This is a genomic window from Ornithinibacillus halophilus (genome assembly GCF_900129485.1).
In the GTDB taxonomy this organism is placed as follows: Bacteria; Bacillota; Bacilli; order Bacillales; family Amphibacillaceae; genus Ornithinibacillus; species Ornithinibacillus halophilus.
Genome location: NZ_FQVW01000005.1, coordinates 76,306 through 94,338, shown reverse-complemented (window position 1 = coordinate 94,338; position 18,033 = coordinate 76,306). Strand labels below are relative to the sequence as shown.

The window sequence follows — 18,033 nt, the reverse complement described above, 5'->3', positions numbered from 1 at the left end:
AAAAAGACTTGCATTTTAATTCAGAAGTGATTATAATAAGTCTTGTCCTTAAATTTAATAAATGTCTGGTAGCGATAGCGAGAAGGTCACACCTGTTCCCATGCCGAACACAGAAGTTAAGCTTCTCAGCGCCGATGGTAGTTGGGGCTTTGCCCCTGCAAGAGTAGGACGTCGCCAGACAATAAAGAGTAACATGGTAACCATTATGGTTGCCATGTTTTTTTGATTTAAGAAGGGGACTATAACAAATAAATGCTCAGTATTTCCAACGTGAATTTAGATTCAATAATATAAAAAGTACACCTATTCGCAAATAGGTGTACTAATTATTTCTGGTTAGCTCATTCCATAAGGGCCCAGTTTTTGTGAATTACTATTTGAATTCCCTGTAGTTAATTGCGAAATAAATGGAACTACTTTAGAAACGGTTTGACCTAAGTTTTGATTGTTTTTAGACATCGTATAATAAGTTGCAGCACCAACTCCAACTGATGCAATCAACGGTAACCACATTCCATTCTTCTGCATTCTTAACTCAACCCCTTCTTTTTGCCCCCAGACATTCTTAGCATGTAACACCAATAAAAAATCATGCTAGGAATGAACTTCCAGTGTTTTAAGGTAAGAGAGAATAAATGCCACATTATTTGGCAACATTGAACTATTTGACAGGGACAGGTGCATGTTCTTGAGTGAAATTTCCTGTTCGTATGCAAAAGAGTACTCGCTCTATAATTTCTCTTAATTCATAGTGTAACTTGATACTTCAAATGCAGCATTCATCCCAGCTAATCTCCCAGTAACTAGTGCTGATGTAATATTGTATCCTCCAGTGTAACCATGTATGTCAAGAATTTCACCACAGAAATACAAACGTTCCATTAGTTTCGATTGCATTGTATTAGGTACTATTTCTTTTGTTGAAATACCACCACCAGTAACAAAGGCTTTTTCTAATGGAAGGGAGCCGTGGACTTCAAAAGTAAAATGTTTAATATCTTGTACAATTAAACGGACCATCTCTTTAGAAATATTAGCTGCTTTTTGCTCATCATTACATTGGTTTTTATTCAAAATAAATTCTAATAATCGTTCTGGAACAATTCCTTTAAGAAGGTTTTTTATTGCTTTTCTTGGGTTTTCTTCTAATAGCTTTAGAATACGTTTCATTAGCTGTTCTTCATTCTCATTTGGTAAGACATCTAGGTGCATCGTGACATTGTCTCGTCCTTTTAATAGTTCTTTAACTACGAACTGAGAACATCTAAGGACTGCGGGGCCAGACACACCGAAATGAGTAAAAATCATATCCATTTGATGGGTGATTATCGGTTTATTCTTTTTGTTTAAGACAGATAGAGCAACATTTCTTAATGATAACCCTTGAAGGCTTTTATTATTAATAAAGTTTTCTTTTGAAGTTAATGCTACTTCTGTAGGGTATAGTTCTGTAATGGTATGGCCGGCTTTTTTTGCCCAAGCATATCCATCACCTGTAGATCCGGTATGTGGTACGGCTTTTCCTCCTGCAGCTATTACAACTGCTTTTGTTGAAATCTTTTCTCCATCTTTTAATATAATCATATGATGACCATTATCATAATGGATGGCTTCTACTTGTGTATTCATTCTAACTTTTACATGTAACTCATCCATTTTATTAATTAATGCATCCACAACGCTTTTTGCTGAGTTAGATACGGGAAACATACGTCCGTGATCTTCCTCTTTTAAGGCAACACCCAATTCTTCAAAGAAATCAATGATGTCATAGTTATTAAAAACAGAAAAGGCACTATATAAAAACCTACCATTTCCAGGTATATGCTTAATGATTTCATCTTGTGGTAAGCGATTGGTTACATTACACCTACCACCACCAGATATCGCTAGTTTTTTACCTAACTTTTTTCCTTTTTCAATTAATAATGTTTTTGCTCCATGTTCTGCAGCAGCAATAGCAGCCATTAATCCTGAAGGGCCACCACCTATTATCGTTACATCATACATTACTTTCTTCATTCCTTTCTCTTTTCCTATCTTACCACTTTTTCCATAATATTTACCCATAATGGTCAGAAAAACTGTAACTGTTCAATTAAATAATAGAGGAAACGTTATCCTTGTTTATAAATTGTATGGTAAAATAGCCTTAGCTTATATTAATCTTAGATGCAGGTGAAACAATGTCAAAATCAACAATGGTAAGGGGAGCACTCCTATTAACCAGTGCCACTTTCTTAACCAAGTTTCTTGGGATGATTTATGTTATTCCTTTTAACGCAATGATTGGTGAAGAAGGAGGGGCACTGTTTCAATATGCTTATATACCTTATAGTATTTTAATAACCCTATCTACTATCGGATTACCCTCAGCAGTTTCTAAGTTTGTTTCTAAATATAATTCATTAGAGGATTATTATACTGGACTGAGAATGTTTAAAGTAGGTATGAAGATAATGGCTGTCACAGGAATTCTTGCGTTTTTAATTTTATTTTTTGGGGCAGAGTCATTAGCGAAAATTATGCTTGCAGATGCTGACATCGTGAATAACTCTGTTGAGGATGTAACGATGGTCATTCGCATGGTTAGTATTGCTCTAATTATAATACCATCCATGAGTATTTTTAGAGGATTCTTTCAAGGAAATGAATCGATGGGACCTACTGCTGTATCACAAGTAGTGGAGCAAATTGTAAGGATAATATTCTTATTAACAGCTGTCTTTTTAATTATTAATGTTTTTAATGGTACGATTGCAACTGCTGTTGGATTTGCTACTTTTGCAGCGTTTATTGGGGCAATCGCTTCTTATACAGTACTTTTGTATTTTTGGAGAAAGAGAAAGCCTTATATAGACAAAAAAATTGCACAGCAAACAAGGACTAGTGATTTAACAACGAAGGACTTGGCTACCGAATTACTAAGTTATGCTGGACCGTTTGTGTTTTTTGCAATTGCTATTCCCTTAGTTCAATTAGTTGACACCGTCACGTTTAACCGTGCAATGATCAAGATTGGCCAAGGTGATGTTACTGAGATGATGCTAGGTACCATTAACTTTACGAGTCATAAGTTAGTAATTATGCCAGCAACTTTAGCTTCGGGACTTTCAATAGCTTTATTACCAGTAATTACGTCATCATTTACCAAACAAAATGGTCAGGCATTAAAGGATCAAATTAACCAAGCAATTCAAATCATTATTGTTTTGGTAATTCCAGCGTCCTTAGGAATTACATTATTATCAGATGAAGTGTATGGATCCTTATTCGGAATGGGAAAATTAGATACTACCAGTAGTATCTTAGCTTGGTATGCTCCAGTAGCCGTTCTTTTTGCTTTATCCAGTGTAACAGCGATTATAATGCAGGGGATTAATCAACAAAATACGGCTGTAATTCATTTATTTATCGGGATTTTAGCAAAGGTATTACTTAATACACAGTTCATTTATATGTTTGGTGCGAAAGGGTCTATTTATGCTACTGCCTTAGCTTTTGCAATCCCTGTTTTATTAAATCTGTGGAAAATTAAAAAAACAGTAGATTTACCAATAAAACCGTTAATTAAACGTACGATGCTGGTAGGTATCTTTGTTACTTTTATGGCAATTGCTATTTGGATAATCAAGTTTGTTCTTGGATTATTGGTTGCATATGAAGAATCTAGGTTCGGATTATCAATCATGCTAGTATTAGGGGTAATGTTTGGTGGATTAACATACTTATGGTTTGCTTATAAATCAACATTACTAGAACGTGTTTTAGGAGAGCGAGTTCGGGTTTTAGAACGAATTTTTGGTAAGTAGTTGAGAATTACTTGTTAGGAGAATAATGATGCGTCTAGATAAACTTTTGTCTAATATGGGATATGGAAGTAGAAAAGATGTTAAATCAATACTAAAAAAGAAAGATGTTACTGTAAATGACAAGATTGTAAAAGATGGAAGCATTCACGTGGAGCCAAATAAAGACGTGATTAAGGTAAAGAATGAGATTGTCGAATACCAAGAGTATATCTATCTTATGATGAATAAACCTCCTGGAGTAATTTCTGCAACAGAAGATAATAGAGGGCAAAAGACAGTGGTCGATATTCTTCCAGATACGTTCCAACTATTTAATCCATTCCCAGTTGGCAGATTAGATAAGGATACGGAAGGACTATTGTTACTAACGAATGATGGGAAATTAGCTCATCAGTTACTATCACCTAAAAAAGACTTTGAAAAAACATACTATGCCGAGATAGAGGGGACAGTAACAGAAGATGATATTAACGCATTCAGAGATGGAGTAATTTTAGATGATGGATATAAGACGAAACCAGCTAAATTAACAATTCTATTAAGTGAGCAGACTTCAAAAGTTGAAATAACGATAACAGAGGGAAAGTTTCATCAAGTGAAGCGTATGTTTAGAGCAGTAAATAAAAAGGTGAAGTATTTAAAACGCGTTAGTATGGGAGAGTTACAATTAGATGAGTCACTTAAATTAGGGGAATTTCGAGAACTTTATAAGAATGAACTAGATTATCTCTTAGCACTTAAATAAGGACTGATTATGATGACATCTCATTATTTTATTGCCATACCACTCCCTAGAACATTAAAAGAAACGTTAGTGAATTGGCAAAAGCATTTCAAAGACCAATTAACGTATAAACAATGGCCACATATGGAAGATTTACACATCACACTAAAGTTTTTAGGAGCAGTTGAACCTGATCAGTTATCGGAGTTAATTGCACAATTGAAAAAGATAGAGAGGCTTCCTAAGTTTGAACTAACAGTAGGTAATATTGGTACTTTTGGTAAGCAATCCATGCCGAGAGTACTTTGGGTTGGTGTTGAAAAAAATGAATCTCTTCTAAAGTTGCAAAAAAAGGTAGAGGAATGTGCGACAAACATTGGTTTTTCTAAAGAAAATAGATTATATAAGCCTCATATTACGCTGGCTAAAAAGTGGAATAGTGAACCAATAGATGATATCGATCGATTACTGTGTTCCTTTAAAAAAGAACAATTAGAAATAACGGTTGATGAAATTGTAATTTATCAAATCTTCCCGTCACGTAGTCCAAAATATGAGGTAATACGGTCTTATTCGTTAGAAGGAGGGAATTAGATGGCTCAATTAATTAAATTGCAAGACTATATCTCCCGCTATGAATGGAATGCGTTTAGATATCCAAGTCAATATATCCGATTCAAACAAGAGAATTGGAAAAAACTTAAGTATCTTTGGGCAAATCCACCTAAAGACGAACCAGTAACTGAACCAATAACTAAATCAAAATGGAAATCCTTATTTAAACGTGAAGAAGAGGTTAAACAGTCTGAAGAAAAGCCATCAATTTATAACAATCTTCCTAAGACAGAAGTAGATCTAAAATTCTATTTCTTAGATAAACTCCTACCTGTACAATTAAAATGGGCCACTTCAACAGTAACAGAAGTATCGTTTATGGATAAAAAATTCGAACGTGATTTGCAATTAAAATACTTTCTACAAAGATTTCCAGATACGTATTTGTTAATGTATTATCCAATTTTTCGAATTAAAGAAGCGCCTATAGATGGAGAGATTATTTTAATTAGTCCTGTAGGTATAGAAATTATCTATGTGATGGACGAGGATAGAAGAGCAAACATTTATATAATAGATGATCGTTCATGGGAAATCAGACAAGGAGACTCTACAAAAAAGATATTGAGTCCTGTGATAGCCTTAAAGCGAACAGAAATGATTATTCAATCGATCTTACGTCAGAAGAATATTGATTTTCCAGTGAAGAAAGTGATTTTAGCGCGCAATAATACAATAACTTCTGTAGTAGAGCCATATAATACAACGATTATTGATAAAAATCGACATGAGGATTGGTTTACTGAAAAACGTTCTCTTGTATCCCCATTAAAAAACACTCAGTTAAAAGCCGTTGAGCAGATTCTATTAAACTGTCAAACTACTTCTGTAAGAAGACCAGAGTGGGAAGAAGACAACGATCAAATTCAATTTGTTGATGAGGTTGAAAAATGATAATTTTTATTGTAAATCCAGCGGCAGGACATGGCAGAGGAAAACGGATATATACTAAGATTAAAAAAAGTACTATTTATCAGGAAGTACAAAGCAAAGTCTATTTTACAGAATATCCAAATCATGCTGAAGAACTTGCAACGGAAATCAGTAAGCAAAATCTAGAAAACCTAATAGCTGTTGTCGTTATCGGTGGGGATGGTACATTACATGAAGTGATGAATGGTATTGACCCATTAATAAATGTAGCTTTTATTCCGGGTGGTTCTGGAAATGATTTTGCCCGTGGTTCCAAAATTAAAGGAAATCCAATTGAAATTTTAAGACGAGTAATTGAGGAGCATTCAACAGATTATTGGCTTGGTAAGTATAGCATAGAAGGGGATAAGCCACGTCAATTTGTTAATAGTATTGGGTTTGGCTTTGATGCAGCAATTGCTGATCAAGCAAATCGAGCTGTTTATAAAAAACTATTAAATAAACTGCATATTGGAACAGTGAGTTACGTATTTGCACTTATTCAAGTCTTATTCCATTTTAAGCCGTTTCATGCAGAGCTAGTATTAGACGGAAAAAAATATATCATAGATGATTGTTGGATGGTTACAATTACTAATCATGCCTATTATGGTGGGGGAATGAAAATAATACCCACTGCAAAGATACAACCAAATAATTTTTCAGTACTTATTGTAGATAAAATATCAAAGTGGAAGATTTTAGGACTCTTTCTGACGGTATTTAGTGGAAAGCATGTTTCCTTTAAAGAAGTAAATGTATATCAAGCTAAAGATATAATGTTTCGTGCTCAACGAGATGTATCTTATCAGGTAGATGGGCAAACATTTAAAGGAAAACAAGGCTATGTAACGAAACACCAAGAAAACGTACGGATTTTGGGTACAATAAACAAGTAAATTACTATAGTACTTTGTTTCTTTAGAAAATATATTTTCTTGGAATGAAGCTAGACACCTTGCAAAATCTGTCGTTTTTCGGTAATCTATTAACATATTTGTAAATAAAATGTAACTTTACTTTATGTGTAATTTTTATGAATATTGGCTAATTATAGCTTGAAAATATATGGATAGCATAATGACAACATAGCAAAGATTTGAGGAATTTATGGTGGAATGGTTTCAAAAAGTTCTCGGTGACGAGTGGAAAATAAAACCTGCTGGTGGGTTAACTGGCGATGCTTTTTTTGCGGAAAAAGAGAATAGAAGACTTTTCTTAAAAAGGAATTCTTCCCCATTTCTTGCAGTTTTATCTGCTGAAGGAATTGTTCCAAAGCTTGTATGGACGAAACGAATGGATAATGGAGATGTTGTTACTGCTCAAGAATGGCTTGCAGGTAGAGCCTTAAGGCCAGAGGAAATGCAGCATCCACGAGTTGCTGATTTACTTCACAAGATCCATCATTCCACAGAACTGTTGCATATGCTTTTGCGACTAGGAAAACAGCCAATCACGTCGGAAGACCATTTGAAAGAACTGAAAAACAGGTTAAACCAATTAATTGAAATTAACCAAAATACTGAAGTAATCAAGGCAATTCAATATTTGTATCAGTACTTTCCAGTTACTAAAAGTGAGAAGCAAGTAGTATGTCATGGTGATATAGATCACCATAATTTGCTATTGACGGATGATAATCAGTTATTCCTTATAGATTGGGATAATGCCATGATATCTGATCCGATGACCGATTATGGAATGGTTCTATTGAGTTATTTACCTCAAGATAATTGGGATAGTTGGTTAAGTCGTTATGGCATCGAACGGGATGAGCACTTTCTAAAACGTTTATATTGGTATTTAATTTTAGATACATTAAAATTTATAGCATGGCATTATGAGCGTAATGAACCTAATCGAATGAAAGAACGCCTAGACCTATTAAAAAAAGTGAATAACCAAGTTAGCTCGGTTATTCCACTTGATTTAAAGAGATAGCATTAATCCACTGATTAATGTTTTCTTTATTTGTTGTAATATGTTCTTCCATATTTTGAACATTCTCACCCTGTCTTCCATAATTATAAATTTCAGGCAGGAGTTGTAAAAGTTGTTCATCTGTAATACTATTGTTCGCTAACATTGATTTTACCAACCGTTTAATTTGTTGGTATTCGGATACCTCTGCACAACAATCTTGTTGTTGCTCATCTAATATATCCATTAGTAAGGATAGCTGGTTTTCAACTGTTAATGACATCTGACTCACCTCAGACTATAGTATTCGATGTTCGATAAAAAATATGTAAAAGTACCAACAAAAGAGGTGTAAGATTTGCGACAAAGAAATAAACCGTGGGCTGATGATTTTTTAAAAGATAATCAGCACTTAATCATACCAAATCCGAAAGATTATAAAGGAAAATGGAATGAGCTGTTTAATAATAATAATCCCATTCATATTGAAATAGGAACTGGGAAAGGGCAGTTCATTGTAGGAATGGCAAAACAATTCCCAAACATAAATTTTATCGGTATTGAATTAGCAAAAAGTGTGATTGTTACTGCTGCTCAAAAAGTCTTAGATTCAGGCCAAAGTAACATACTTATGCTAAATGAAAATGCGATGGAGCTAGGTGACATTTTTGAGAATGAAGAAGTAGCAAATATTTATCTTAACTTCTCCGACCCATGGCCGAAAAATCGTCATGAGAAGAGAAGACTAACTTTCCATACCTTCCTAGACACATATCGTAAAATTCTTAATAAAGATGGACAAGTTATTTTTAAAACAGACAATAGAGGTTTATTTGAATATTCTTTAGTTAGTTTTTCAAAGTTTGGCATGACATTAGAAGAAGTGACCTTGAATTTGCATGCATTAGAAGATCCAGAAAATGTGATGACTGAATACGAAGAGAAATTCTCGGCTAAAGGTAATCCTATTTATCGTTGTAAAACAAGTTTCTAATATTAGGAGTATAGGCACTGATCCATTTGTGATTGGTGTCTTTTCGTTTATTTATGAGGGTTACGTACAATGTTAGCGTTGTAGAAAAATATTGTTTTAGCTACACTTATGTCAAAGGGGAGGTATTATATGGAGAAATTACAAGTGGGACGTGCGACCATTACTTGGTTAAATGGTGGCGTGAACTTTTTAGATGGGGGAGCTATGTTTGGGGTTGTTCCTAAAGCGTTATGGAGCAAAAAATATCCCGTTAATGAAAATAACACAATTGAATTAAGAACAGATCCGCTTCTAATTCAAATAGACGATAAGAATATTTTAGTGGATAGTGGAATAGGAAATGACAAACTTACAGACAAGCAGTTACGTAATTTTGGTGTATTAGAGCAATCTTCGGTTATTCAATCATTAGAAGCTTTAAATATTACTCCAAATGATATTGACCTTATATTGATGACACATTTACATTTTGATCATGCTTGTGGTTTAACTGAAAAAACCTCTGATAGCTTCGAATCGATATTTAAAAATGCTATTATCTATACATCAGAAGTGGAATGGAATGAAATGAGAAACCCTAATATCCGATCAGTAAATACGTATTGGGAAATGAACTGGAAGCCAATTGTAAATCAAGTAAAAACGTTTACTGACGAGCTTGAAATTATTCCGGGGTTACGAATGATTCATACAGGTGGGCATAGTGATGGGCATAGTATATTGGTATTTGAGGACGAAGGGAATTGTTTTATACATATGGCAGATTTAATGCCGACCCTAGGGCATCAAAATAAACTTTGGGCGTTAGCATATGATGATTATCCTGTTACCTCTGTTCACGAGAAGCAAAGATGGATGGATTTTGGGTATAAGAATAATGCATGGTATACTTTCTATCATGATGCCTATCACAGAGCCGTGAAGTTTGATGAAAAAGGAGAAATACAAGAAATTATTAAAAGGAAACGGTATTCCTATAATTAAAATAAGACCACTAGGATAATTTATCCTGGTGGTCATAATTTTTTAAAGAGATTCAGCTACGACGTCTATGACAGCCCCTGTATCAACATCAATGTGAAACTCAAATTGTTTACTTTCACCATCGATATTCCGAGTTATTCCTCCGCGATAGATATTATATGAAAGACCGTGTTTTTGAACTTCTTCTGGCTTCATATAAATCCAAGATCCACTAATAGGGCCTTGTTGTTTAAATACTTCTTTTGCTCTTTTTAAAGCTTTTTCAGGTGTTATCTTTTGATTACGATCAATTTGTTGCTTGGCTAAGTATCCAACTGCCACACCAAGACCTGCTGCTAGGACTGCTTTTTTCATTCCCATTCATCTCACCTCTTGCGTAGATTTGCTATTGTATTCGTACCATCATGTAAGATTAGTATACCTTAAAAAAATAAAAATAGAAAATAATAGATACATGTGTTGGAATTGTGGAAACTATAAAACAGTTGATTTATACTAATAATGATACATAAAGAGAAACAAGTGGAGGGATATCATGAAGCAGGATACGCTAGATTTATTTAAAACATTAACCGAATTGCAGGGTGCACCTGGGAATGAACATGCTTTACGTACCTTTATGAGAGGTGAACTAGAAAAATACTCCGATGAAATTATTCAAGATAATCTTGGTGGTGTATTTGGTGTAAGAAAAGGGGAAGGTCCGAAAGTAATGGTGGCAGGCCATATGGACGAAGTTGGATTCATGGTTACACAAATAACCAAAAATGGAATGATTCGCTTCCAACCACTTGGTGGATGGTGGAACCAAGTATTACTGGCACAACGAGTACAAGTAATGACTGATAACGGTCCTGTTGTTGGTGTAATCGGTTCTATTCCACCACATAATTTAACCGACGAACAACGTAAAAAGCCAATGGAAATTAAAAATATGCTAATTGATATTGGTGCTGATGATAAGGAAGATGCTGAAAAGATTGGTATTAAGCCAGGACAAACCATCGTACCTATTTGTCCTTTTACGCCAATGGCAAACGAGAAAAAAATATTAGCAAAAGCATGGGATAACCGCTATGGTTGTGGACTATCCATTGAGTTGCTGAAAGAATTACAAGGTGAAAAGTTACCGAACCAATTGTTCTCAGGAGCTACAGTCCAAGAAGAAGTAGGATTACGTGGTGCCAAAGTAGCAGCAAATATGATTCAACCAGATATTTTTTATGCATTAGATGCTTCACCTGCTAATGATATGTCTGGGGATGACAAAGAATTTGGCCAACTAGGTAAAGGTGCACTTTTACGTATTTTTGACCGTTCAATGATTACACACCGTGGAATGAGAGAATTTGTCTTGGATACTGCAGAATCGAACAATATTCCATACCAGTACTTCATCTCTCAAGGTGGAACAGATGCTGGAAGCGTACATCTATCTAATAATGGTGTTCCATCAGCAGTTGTAGGAATCTGTTCACGTTATATCCATACATCTGCATCAATCATTCATGTGGATGATTACCAAGCAGCAAAAGAACTAATTGTTAAATTAGTTAAAAATACTGACCAGAATACAGTAGATTTAATTCGTCAACAATAGACTTATATGAAGCTGTTACCCATTTGGTAGCAGCTTCTAATATATCTAACCTGTAATGATACGCAAGAAATACATAAAGGAGAATTACCATGAAAATTATCGTCGGCTCAAAAAATCCTACTAAAATTAAAGCAGTTGAACATGTTTTTGCAGACGAAATAGTTAATTCCCTTTCTGTTCCTTCCAAAGTTTCAGCGCAACCATTTTCTGATAAAGAAACGAGAGATGGGGCAGTGAACCGTGCACTACAATGTGCTGAATCTGAAGAAGATGTTTATGGGATAGGATTAGAAGGTGGTGTCATGTATGTGGACAACCAACTTTTCTTATGTAACTGGGGTGCTTTAGTGACTCCTGAAAAATCCATTTTCACAGCAAGTGGTGCAAGAGTTTTATTACCTAAGGAAATTGACGATCAACTGAAAAGAGGAGTAGAACTTGGGGATATTATGGACTCCTATGCTGAAAAAAATGAAGTAAGAAACAATGAAGGTGCAATTGGTATTTTCACTAATAATTTAATATCCAGAAGTGCTATGTTTGAACATGTAGTTACTCTATTGAGAGGTCAATGGGAATATTGGAAAGTAAAATAACGATAAAGTGAGGAATTGAATTGACACAATTACCGAATTGTCCAGAATGTAACTCTGAATATACATATGAAGATGGTACTTTAATTATCTGTCCTGAATGTGGTCACGAATGGGCACCTACAGAAGATGATGAAACAAACAATGAAAAAGTATACAAAGATGCCAATGGAAATATACTAGAGGATGGAGATTCAATAACTGTTATTAAAGACTTAAAAGTGAAAGGTTCATCTTTGGTAGTTAAAAGAGGAACAAAAGTGAAGAATATTCGCTTGATTGATGGTGACCATGATATTGATTGTAAGATAGATGGGATTGGTCCAATGCAACTAAAAACGGAATTTGTTAAAAAAGTGTAAGGATCTTTAACTCTAAAATCTAATTGTTTAATAATTATATAGTTACATCAAAAAAATCCGAACTATATTCGGATTTTTTTGATTTCATAGTTTTCTATTCATAAATATAGGCTAGAACATCTAAAGCTTGATCAATCGTTTCAACCGTAACGTTGGCTTTATTCGATAGTTCTTTTAATGGATGAATTAAGCTTTCTGGTCTTACAATGATAGTTGGTTTATTCATTGTAATCGCTGCACTTGCATCCATAGCAGTATTCCACTGTTTATATTTTTCCCCAAAGAGTGCAATCACAACATCAGATTTTTGTAATAATACTTGTGTTCTTAAATTGTTCACACTAGAAGCTGCATCATCTCTATATACTTTACCAGGTTGCTGCCCTAAAATAGCTTCTCCAATATCATCAGAACGGTCATGATTTGTTTGGGGTGAAACAAAGTTTAATGGTAAATTCTTTTCTTTTGCTTTATCTTCTAATTGATCTCGCCAATCGTCGTGAATTTGGCCAGCTAAATAAACTGTTAATTCCATAAAGAAAACCTCCCAAAATATTTAGTTAATCTTAGTTTACCGAAAAAGCTCACTAAATGAAAATAATTGATACAATTCAATGACTTTTAAAATGCAAAAAATAATAGTATGATAAAAAGAGTGAATAGGTCTTTAGTAGCAATACACATTAGGGAGGGGTGGCTGGTAAAGTAATATACCAGCAACTTTTATATGGAACGTAAAACAATAATAGTAATTGCAGCATTAACATTATTTATTATAGTTTTTAGTGTTATTAGCTATGACACGGATGATGCAGTATTTCAAAAAACAAAAGAAGCAGCCGAGAATGCATTTGAAACACCAGTAAGTGTTAACTATGAGTCAGAAGGATTTTCATTTTATTTATCTGATAATGCAACAGTAGAAGAAGTTGATGCTAATAATGTTATACTTACAATTAATGAACAGTTATTATTAGTCTTCTACAATCCTTTTGAATCCTCTAAAAGTAAGTTAAACTATGATAAAGTTCAAGAAAATGATAATGTTCTACTTGAGTCTTTTGAGGATGACGAGAAATTTGGCTATGTACGGATATTACCCGAAGAAGATGCAATGTATGAGTTACAAGTTGGAATCGGGGGAGTTAAAATTACAACGATTAGCAATCGATCTAATTTAGAGAAAAATGCTAGTGAAGCGATGACAATTGCAAATTCTATCATTTCATCCGAAAAACAAGAATAGAGGCTGTTGATAAGCAGGCTCTATTTTTTCTACATGAAATCCGTAAATACAAAGCCCAATAATTGAAAGATAAGCTAAACAAAGCTATGATATTTGTGGGAGTGATTTATAGTGATAGAATTACAATCAACTGAGGAATTTAACCAATATAAAAATAAAGATAGAGTAATTATGCTTTTCACTGCTGATTGGTGTCCAGATTGTCGTGTAATTGAACCAATCTTACCTGAAATTGAAGAGCAATTCTCTAACTATACATTTATACTTATTGATCGTGATCAATTTATTTCTATCTGTCAGGACTTTGACGTATTTGGAATACCAAGTTTTCTTGCTTTTCATCATGGAGAGGAAATTGGTCGCTTTGTTAGTAAAGACCGAAAAACAAAGGAAGAGATTGTACAATTTATCGAGAATTTACCGAAGTAATAAGCGTACCTCTGTTTCGGGATAAGGAGGAATTACAATGAAAATGACTAGTATAAAGTTAAAGCGAATACTAGAAGATAGACTGGCAGGACCTAATTATCGAACATCGTTTAATCGCGATAAAGATACATTTCGAATTGAGTGGAAAGACAGCAAACAAGGTGTAACGATTACATTACCAAAAGTAATTGCAAAATATAATGAACGTGGTGAAGATGCTATTGACGAACTAGTTGACCATATTTCTCAATCACTCGTAATGATGAATGAGAGTTATCAACTTGCAGGAAGAGAAAGGAATATTTTACCTGTTATTCGTTCAACATCTTTCCCTAAAAAAACAAAGCAAGGAGAAAGACTGGTATATAAGGAACATACTGCAGAAACGAGAGTGTTTTATGCATTAGATGTCGGGAAATCTTATCGCCTTATCAATGAAAATATGGTCGAGCAAGAAGGATGGACGAATGAACATCTTGATGAAATTGCAACATTCAATTTACGTTCCTTATCGACTGAATACAAATTGGATCAAGTAGCAGGAAATGATTTTTACTTTTTTGCAGCACAAGATGGATATGACGCTAGTCGTATTTTAAATGATTCTCTGTTAGAAGAGATGAAGGCAAAAAGCAAAGGTGAATTAGCCGTTGCTGTACCTCACCAGGATGTATTAATCATTGTCGATATACAAAATAAGACAGGTTATGATATATTAGCACAAATGACAATGAAATTTTTTGCGGAAGGTCGTATTCCAATAACATCTTTAGCATTTATTTATGAAGATAAAGAACTAACACCGATCTTCATATTAGCAAAAAATAAACCACAGAAATAATAGGAAAGAGTGATTAGAATGGATGTTTTTTATAATCCACAAGGAATTGGTAATGTACTAATTATCCCATTAGAAGAAGGAAATCGAGAAGAATTAACCCATGAAAAATACGGTCCTATCGTTAAAATTGTAAGTACAGATGGGAAGATTCTAGGGTATAATATTTTCGATGCTTCTAATCATGTAAACTTAAATGAAACGGGTAAAATTACGTTAACAGAAGATTTGTTAAGCGAAATTAAAGAGTTATTCCAAAAGAACAATTTAAATGATCCACTAGACTTTGATTTGAGTCCAAAATTTGTTGTTGGTTTTGTAGCGGATAAGACTCAACATGAAAATGCAGATAAATTAAGTGTTTGTCAAGTGGATGTAGGTTCAGAAACACTTCAAATTGTCTGTGGAGCACCAAATGTTGATAAAGGCCAGAAAGTTGTAGTAGCGAAAGTGGGAGCAACGATGCCTAGTGGTTTGAAAATAAAACCTACTGAACTTCGTGGAGTACCTTCAAATGGGATGATTTGTTCTCAGAAAGAACTTGGTTTACCAAATGCTCCAAAAGAAAAAGGAATTTATGTACTAGAAGATTCGTATCAAATAGGCGAGGCATTTCAATTTTAATGTAAAGCAACCTTTTGTCATAGTGACGAAGGTTGCTTTTCGGTTTGCAGGAAGGTATTAAGATAGTCGTAGATTAGATTTCCTGTAAAATAATCTACCATTCTACAGTAAACCTGTTAAAATACATATATAGCAACACAATAGAAAAGAGTGAAATAAATGTGGGAAAAGTGGAAGAAAAGAATCGAAAACTTCATATGGGAAGAGGAAGAAGATAAACCAAAACAACAATCCTATGAACGAGTAGATAGTCACCAACAAATAAAAGCAAGAATGCTATATCAGTATCCAGATAACAACAACTTCCGTTTTCCAGAGATGCAATCTCCTAACCAAAAGCAGATTAGTAACGATGAGTATGATGTCCCTGCTTTCCATAGAAGAAAAATGAGAACGGAGTATACGTATCAACAAAAACAAAAAGAAGAGCCTATTGACATGAACTATACCCCCAATACATACGAACAAAAGGTGGAAAAGAAACCATTTAAACCAAGTGAAGTACCTTCACCAATTTATGGTTTTCGTTCGAGAAATCAGGAGGACAATGAAATAGAAGATGAACCAGCATTTTTGAGAAAGCCAACTCGACTAAACAGGTCATCTGAATCAATACATAAAGAGGAACAAGAAGAAAATTATCTAAATAACGAAGATGAAATAACGATTGACAATCAAGTAGTGAATAATGAAAATACTGATGAAGTTGCTGTTACCGTAGAGGACGTACAGCACCAAACGTTTGCAGAGCCTTCCGAGCCAAGACCAAGAGAAGACAAACAAGAATCCATTCAGCAACGGAAAATAATATCACAGCAAAAATCTGATAATGAGCATAATGGTCATAAAAAATCTAGAAATCGATCAATTCCTTATAATGTAATGATGACACCTAGAGATAAGCGTAATATGCTATTGCAAAAGAAAAAGATAGAGGAAAAAGAAACAAAAATACCAGTAATAGAAGCAAGTCAATCTGAAATTCCATTACATTTGTTAAATGACCCAGTGAAAAATAATAGTACAAATCACTTATGGGTAAGGGAACAACAGAGATTGCTAGAAGAAACACTTAAGCACTTTAATGTACGTGCAAAGGTTGTTCGTGCAACTCAGGGCCCTGCTGTTACTCGGTTTGAGGTTCATCCCGAACTTGGTGTTAAGGTGAGTAAAGTAAAGAATTTAAGTGATGACATAAAGTTAAATATGGCAGCAAGGGATATAAGAATCGAAGCACCTATACCAGGTAAAAACACAATTGGCATTGAAGTTCCGAATGAAACATCTAAAATGGTAGGTCTACAGGAAATACTAGAGGTAACTGATTTTCAAGAAAGTAAATCACCTCTTTCTATTGCACTTGGCCTAAGCATTGAAGGAGCACCTATGATTACCAATATTCAGAAGATGCCTCATGGTTTGATTGCTGGAGCTACAGGTTCTGGAAAAAGTGTTTGTATTAATACGATTTTAATCAGTTTAATATATAAAGCGAGTTATGAAGATGTAAAATTTATGCTTATCGACCCTAAAATGGTTGAGTTGGCACCATATAACGGTATTCCTCACTTGGTGTCTCCGGTCATCACGGATGTTAAAGCCGCTACTGCTGCATTAAAATGGGCCGTAGAAGAGATGGAAGATCGATATAACCGATTCGTGAGAGAAGGAGTTCGAGATATTGAGCGGTATAATCGTAAAGTAAAAAGTGAAGAGAGACATTCTGAGAAAATGCCATACCTTGTTATTGTAATTGATGAGTTAGCAGACTTGATGATGGTTTCTCCTCAAGATGTAGAGGATTCAATTAGTCGAATAGCTCAGAAGGCAAGAGCATGTGGAATACATTTATTATTAGCTACGCAAAGGCCTTCAGTCGATGTTTTAACAGGATTAATCAAAGCGAATATCCCAACACGAATTGCTTTCAGTGTATCGTCACAAGTCGACTCACGTACCATTATTGACACTTCAGGTGCTGAGAAGTTACTTGGAAAAGGAGATATGCTATTTATCGAGAATGGAAGTGGAAAGGCTGTACGATTGCAAGGTCCATTCGTATCCGATGAAGAAGTAGAAAGAGTTACGAATCATGTGCGCAACATAGCTGAACCAAATTATCTTTTTGAACAAGATACGTTGTTAGAACAAATGGCAGTCGATGAGGATGAGGACGATTTGCTAAACGATGCTATTCAATTCGTCTTACAGCAAAACAGTGCAAGTACGTCTTTACTACAACGCCATTTTAAAATTGGATATAATCGTGCTGCAAGGTTAATTGATACGTTAGAACATAGAGGAATTATTACTGGACAAAATGGAAGTAAACCTAGAGATATTTTAGTCACGAGGTCTCAGTTAGAAGAATTATAAAAAA

General features: G+C 34.4%; 21 protein-coding genes and 1 rRNA gene. 17 read left to right on the top strand and 5 right to left on the bottom strand.

The genetic code is table 11. The annotated features are described in order from the left end of the window. The first annotated feature begins 64 nt into the window (after positions 1-64). Positions 65-180 (top strand): 5S ribosomal RNA (gene rrf / locus BUB12_RS04535). Between the two features lie 156 nt (positions 181-336). Here the strand turns inward: rrf and BUB12_RS04530 are convergent. Further along, entirely contained in the window at positions 337-579 is a 243-nt protein-coding gene (locus BUB12_RS04530) for a hypothetical protein (RefSeq protein WP_234982569.1), read from the bottom strand. A gap of 162 nt (positions 580-741) precedes the next feature. Beyond that, positions 742-2,010 carry a BaiN/RdsA family NAD(P)/FAD-dependent oxidoreductase gene (locus tag BUB12_RS04525; protein ID WP_407668437.1) on the bottom strand — a complete coding sequence of 423 codons (1,269 nt, stop codon included), beginning with the start codon at positions 2,008-2,010 and terminating at the stop codon, positions 742-744. Positions 2,011-2,186: 176 nt separating this feature from the next. On the opposite strand from BUB12_RS04525, the gene BUB12_RS04520 reads away from it, so the two are divergent. The 6 genes from BUB12_RS04520 (at position 2,187) to BUB12_RS04495 (ending at position 8,004) form a co-directional block, all read left to right on the top strand. After that, positions 2,187-3,812 carry a putative polysaccharide biosynthesis protein gene (locus BUB12_RS04520; protein ID WP_072888506.1) on the top strand — a complete coding sequence of 542 codons (1,626 nt, stop codon included), beginning with the start codon at positions 2,187-2,189 and terminating at the stop codon, positions 3,810-3,812. A gap of 28 nt (positions 3,813-3,840) precedes the next feature. Next, the gene (locus tag BUB12_RS04515; protein ID WP_072888504.1) at positions 3,841-4,557 is read left to right on the top strand and encodes a pseudouridine synthase; all 717 of its coding nucleotides are present in this window, start codon (positions 3,841-3,843) and stop codon (positions 4,555-4,557) included. Between the two features lie 12 nt (positions 4,558-4,569). Further along, positions 4,570-5,130, top strand: coding sequence for an RNA 2',3'-cyclic phosphodiesterase (gene thpR / locus BUB12_RS04510; RefSeq protein ID WP_234982564.1), 561 nt, complete (start codon positions 4,570-4,572; stop codon positions 5,128-5,130). Continuing rightward, complete coding sequence (locus tag BUB12_RS04505; protein WP_072888500.1) at positions 5,131-6,045, top strand: hypothetical protein; 915 nt, start codon at positions 5,131-5,133, stop codon at positions 6,043-6,045. Then, on the top strand, positions 6,042-6,962 hold the full coding sequence (locus BUB12_RS04500) for a diacylglycerol/lipid kinase family protein (protein WP_072888498.1): 921 nt from the start codon (positions 6,042-6,044) through the stop codon (positions 6,960-6,962). The genes BUB12_RS04505 and BUB12_RS04500 overlap by 4 nt, the downstream gene beginning before the upstream one ends. A 211-nt stretch (positions 6,963-7,173) precedes the next feature. After that, positions 7,174-8,004: a phosphotransferase family protein gene (locus BUB12_RS04495; RefSeq protein WP_072888496.1), complete on the top strand. Its 831-nt coding sequence runs from the start codon at positions 7,174-7,176 to the stop codon at positions 8,002-8,004. On the opposite strand, the gene BUB12_RS04490 is transcribed toward BUB12_RS04495, so the two are convergent. After that, positions 7,979-8,266: a YtzH-like family protein gene (locus tag BUB12_RS04490; protein ID WP_072888494.1), complete on the bottom strand. Its 288-nt coding sequence runs from the start codon at positions 8,264-8,266 to the stop codon at positions 7,979-7,981. The genes BUB12_RS04495 and BUB12_RS04490 overlap by 26 nt on opposite strands. A gap of 75 nt (positions 8,267-8,341) precedes the next feature. On the opposite strand from BUB12_RS04490, the gene trmB reads away from it, so the two are divergent. Then, positions 8,342-8,977, top strand: a complete 636-nt coding sequence (gene trmB / locus BUB12_RS04485; protein ID WP_072888491.1) for a tRNA (guanosine(46)-N7)-methyltransferase TrmB — start codon at positions 8,342-8,344, stop codon at positions 8,975-8,977. A 129-nt stretch (positions 8,978-9,106) separates the two neighbouring features. After that, entirely contained in the window at positions 9,107-9,961 is an 855-nt protein-coding gene (locus BUB12_RS04480) for a YtnP family quorum-quenching lactonase (RefSeq protein ID WP_072888489.1), read from the top strand. Positions 9,962-10,003: 42 nt separating this feature from the next. On the opposite strand, the gene BUB12_RS04475 is transcribed toward BUB12_RS04480, so the two are convergent. Then, positions 10,004-10,321 (bottom strand): PepSY domain-containing protein, encoded by a 318-nt coding sequence (locus tag BUB12_RS04475; protein ID WP_072888487.1) that lies wholly within the window; start codon positions 10,319-10,321, stop codon positions 10,004-10,006. A gap of 175 nt (positions 10,322-10,496) precedes the next feature. On the opposite strand from BUB12_RS04475, the gene BUB12_RS04470 reads away from it, so the two are divergent. From BUB12_RS04470 to BUB12_RS04460, 3 genes are all read left to right on the top strand, one after another. Continuing rightward, positions 10,497-11,561 (top strand): M42 family metallopeptidase, encoded by a 1,065-nt coding sequence (locus tag BUB12_RS04470; RefSeq protein ID WP_072888485.1) that lies wholly within the window; start codon positions 10,497-10,499, stop codon positions 11,559-11,561. A gap of 89 nt (positions 11,562-11,650) precedes the next feature. Continuing rightward, positions 11,651-12,157 carry a DUF84 family protein gene (locus tag BUB12_RS04465; protein WP_072888483.1) on the top strand — a complete coding sequence of 169 codons (507 nt, stop codon included), beginning with the start codon at positions 11,651-11,653 and terminating at the stop codon, positions 12,155-12,157. Positions 12,158-12,177: 20 nt separating this feature from the next. Beyond that, positions 12,178-12,516 carry a zinc ribbon domain-containing protein YjdM gene (locus tag BUB12_RS04460; RefSeq protein WP_072888480.1) on the top strand — a complete coding sequence of 113 codons (339 nt, stop codon included), beginning with the start codon at positions 12,178-12,180 and terminating at the stop codon, positions 12,514-12,516. A 94-nt stretch (positions 12,517-12,610) separates the two neighbouring features. Here BUB12_RS04460 and BUB12_RS04455 read toward each other — a convergent pair whose 3' ends face one another. Further along, complete coding sequence (locus BUB12_RS04455) at positions 12,611-13,051, bottom strand: YtoQ family protein (protein ID WP_072888478.1); 441 nt, start codon at positions 13,049-13,051, stop codon at positions 12,611-12,613. Positions 13,052-13,243: 192 nt separating this feature from the next. On the opposite strand from BUB12_RS04455, the gene BUB12_RS04450 reads away from it, so the two are divergent. The 5 genes from BUB12_RS04450 to BUB12_RS04430 all read left to right on the top strand — a co-directional run bounded on the left by BUB12_RS04450 (position 13,244) and on the right by BUB12_RS04430 (position 18,029). Next, positions 13,244-13,762, top strand: a complete 519-nt coding sequence (locus BUB12_RS04450) for a hypothetical protein (RefSeq protein WP_072888464.1) — start codon at positions 13,244-13,246, stop codon at positions 13,760-13,762. A 111-nt stretch (positions 13,763-13,873) separates the two neighbouring features. Next, positions 13,874-14,191, top strand: coding sequence for a thioredoxin family protein (locus BUB12_RS04445; RefSeq protein ID WP_072888462.1), 318 nt, complete (start codon positions 13,874-13,876; stop codon positions 14,189-14,191). A 37-nt stretch (positions 14,192-14,228) separates the two neighbouring features. Further along, positions 14,229-15,032 (top strand): DUF1444 domain-containing protein, encoded by an 804-nt coding sequence (locus BUB12_RS04440; RefSeq protein ID WP_072888460.1) that lies wholly within the window; start codon positions 14,229-14,231, stop codon positions 15,030-15,032. Between the two features lie 18 nt (positions 15,033-15,050). After that, complete coding sequence (ytpR, locus tag BUB12_RS04435; protein WP_072888457.1) at positions 15,051-15,653, top strand: YtpR family tRNA-binding protein; 603 nt, start codon at positions 15,051-15,053, stop codon at positions 15,651-15,653. A 159-nt stretch (positions 15,654-15,812) separates the two neighbouring features. After that, the gene (locus BUB12_RS04430) at positions 15,813-18,029 is read left to right on the top strand and encodes a DNA translocase FtsK (RefSeq protein WP_072888455.1); all 2,217 of its coding nucleotides are present in this window, start codon (positions 15,813-15,815) and stop codon (positions 18,027-18,029) included. The last annotated feature ends 4 nt before the right edge of the window (positions 18,030-18,033 follow it).

Bases quoted from the DNA above. Each gene is read 5' to 3' on its own strand.
- BUB12_RS04525 (WP_407668437.1), bottom strand. From the start codon at position 2,010: ATGTATGATGTAACGATAATAGGTGGTGGCCCTTCAGGATTAATGGCT.
- BUB12_RS04520 (WP_072888506.1), top strand. From the start codon at position 2,187: ATGTCAAAATCAACAATGGTAAGGGGAGCACTCCTATTAACCAGTGCC.
- BUB12_RS04515 (WP_072888504.1), top strand. From the start codon at position 3,841: ATGCGTCTAGATAAACTTTTGTCTAATATGGGATATGGAAGTAGAAAA.
- thpR (WP_234982564.1), top strand. From the start codon at position 4,570: ATGACATCTCATTATTTTATTGCCATACCACTCCCTAGAACATTAAAA.
- BUB12_RS04505 (WP_072888500.1), top strand. From the start codon at position 5,131: ATGGCTCAATTAATTAAATTGCAAGACTATATCTCCCGCTATGAATGG.
- BUB12_RS04500 (WP_072888498.1), top strand. From the start codon at position 6,042: ATGATAATTTTTATTGTAAATCCAGCGGCAGGACATGGCAGAGGAAAA.
- BUB12_RS04495 (WP_072888496.1), top strand. From the start codon at position 7,174: ATGGTGGAATGGTTTCAAAAAGTTCTCGGTGACGAGTGGAAAATAAAA.
- BUB12_RS04490 (WP_072888494.1), bottom strand. From the start codon at position 8,266: ATGTCATTAACAGTTGAAAACCAGCTATCCTTACTAATGGATATATTA.
- BUB12_RS04480 (WP_072888489.1), top strand. From the start codon at position 9,107: ATGGAGAAATTACAAGTGGGACGTGCGACCATTACTTGGTTAAATGGT.
- BUB12_RS04475 (WP_072888487.1), bottom strand. From the start codon at position 10,321: ATGGGAATGAAAAAAGCAGTCCTAGCAGCAGGTCTTGGTGTGGCAGTT.
- BUB12_RS04470 (WP_072888485.1), top strand. From the start codon at position 10,497: ATGAAGCAGGATACGCTAGATTTATTTAAAACATTAACCGAATTGCAG.
- BUB12_RS04465 (WP_072888483.1), top strand. From the start codon at position 11,651: ATGAAAATTATCGTCGGCTCAAAAAATCCTACTAAAATTAAAGCAGTT.
- BUB12_RS04455 (WP_072888478.1), bottom strand. From the start codon at position 13,051: ATGGAATTAACAGTTTATTTAGCTGGCCAAATTCACGACGATTGGCGA.
- BUB12_RS04450 (WP_072888464.1), top strand. From the start codon at position 13,244: ATGGAACGTAAAACAATAATAGTAATTGCAGCATTAACATTATTTATT.
- BUB12_RS04440 (WP_072888460.1), top strand. From the start codon at position 14,229: ATGAAAATGACTAGTATAAAGTTAAAGCGAATACTAGAAGATAGACTG.
- ytpR (WP_072888457.1), top strand. From the start codon at position 15,051: ATGGATGTTTTTTATAATCCACAAGGAATTGGTAATGTACTAATTATC.
- BUB12_RS04430 (WP_072888455.1), top strand. From the start codon at position 15,813: ATGTGGGAAAAGTGGAAGAAAAGAATCGAAAACTTCATATGGGAAGAG.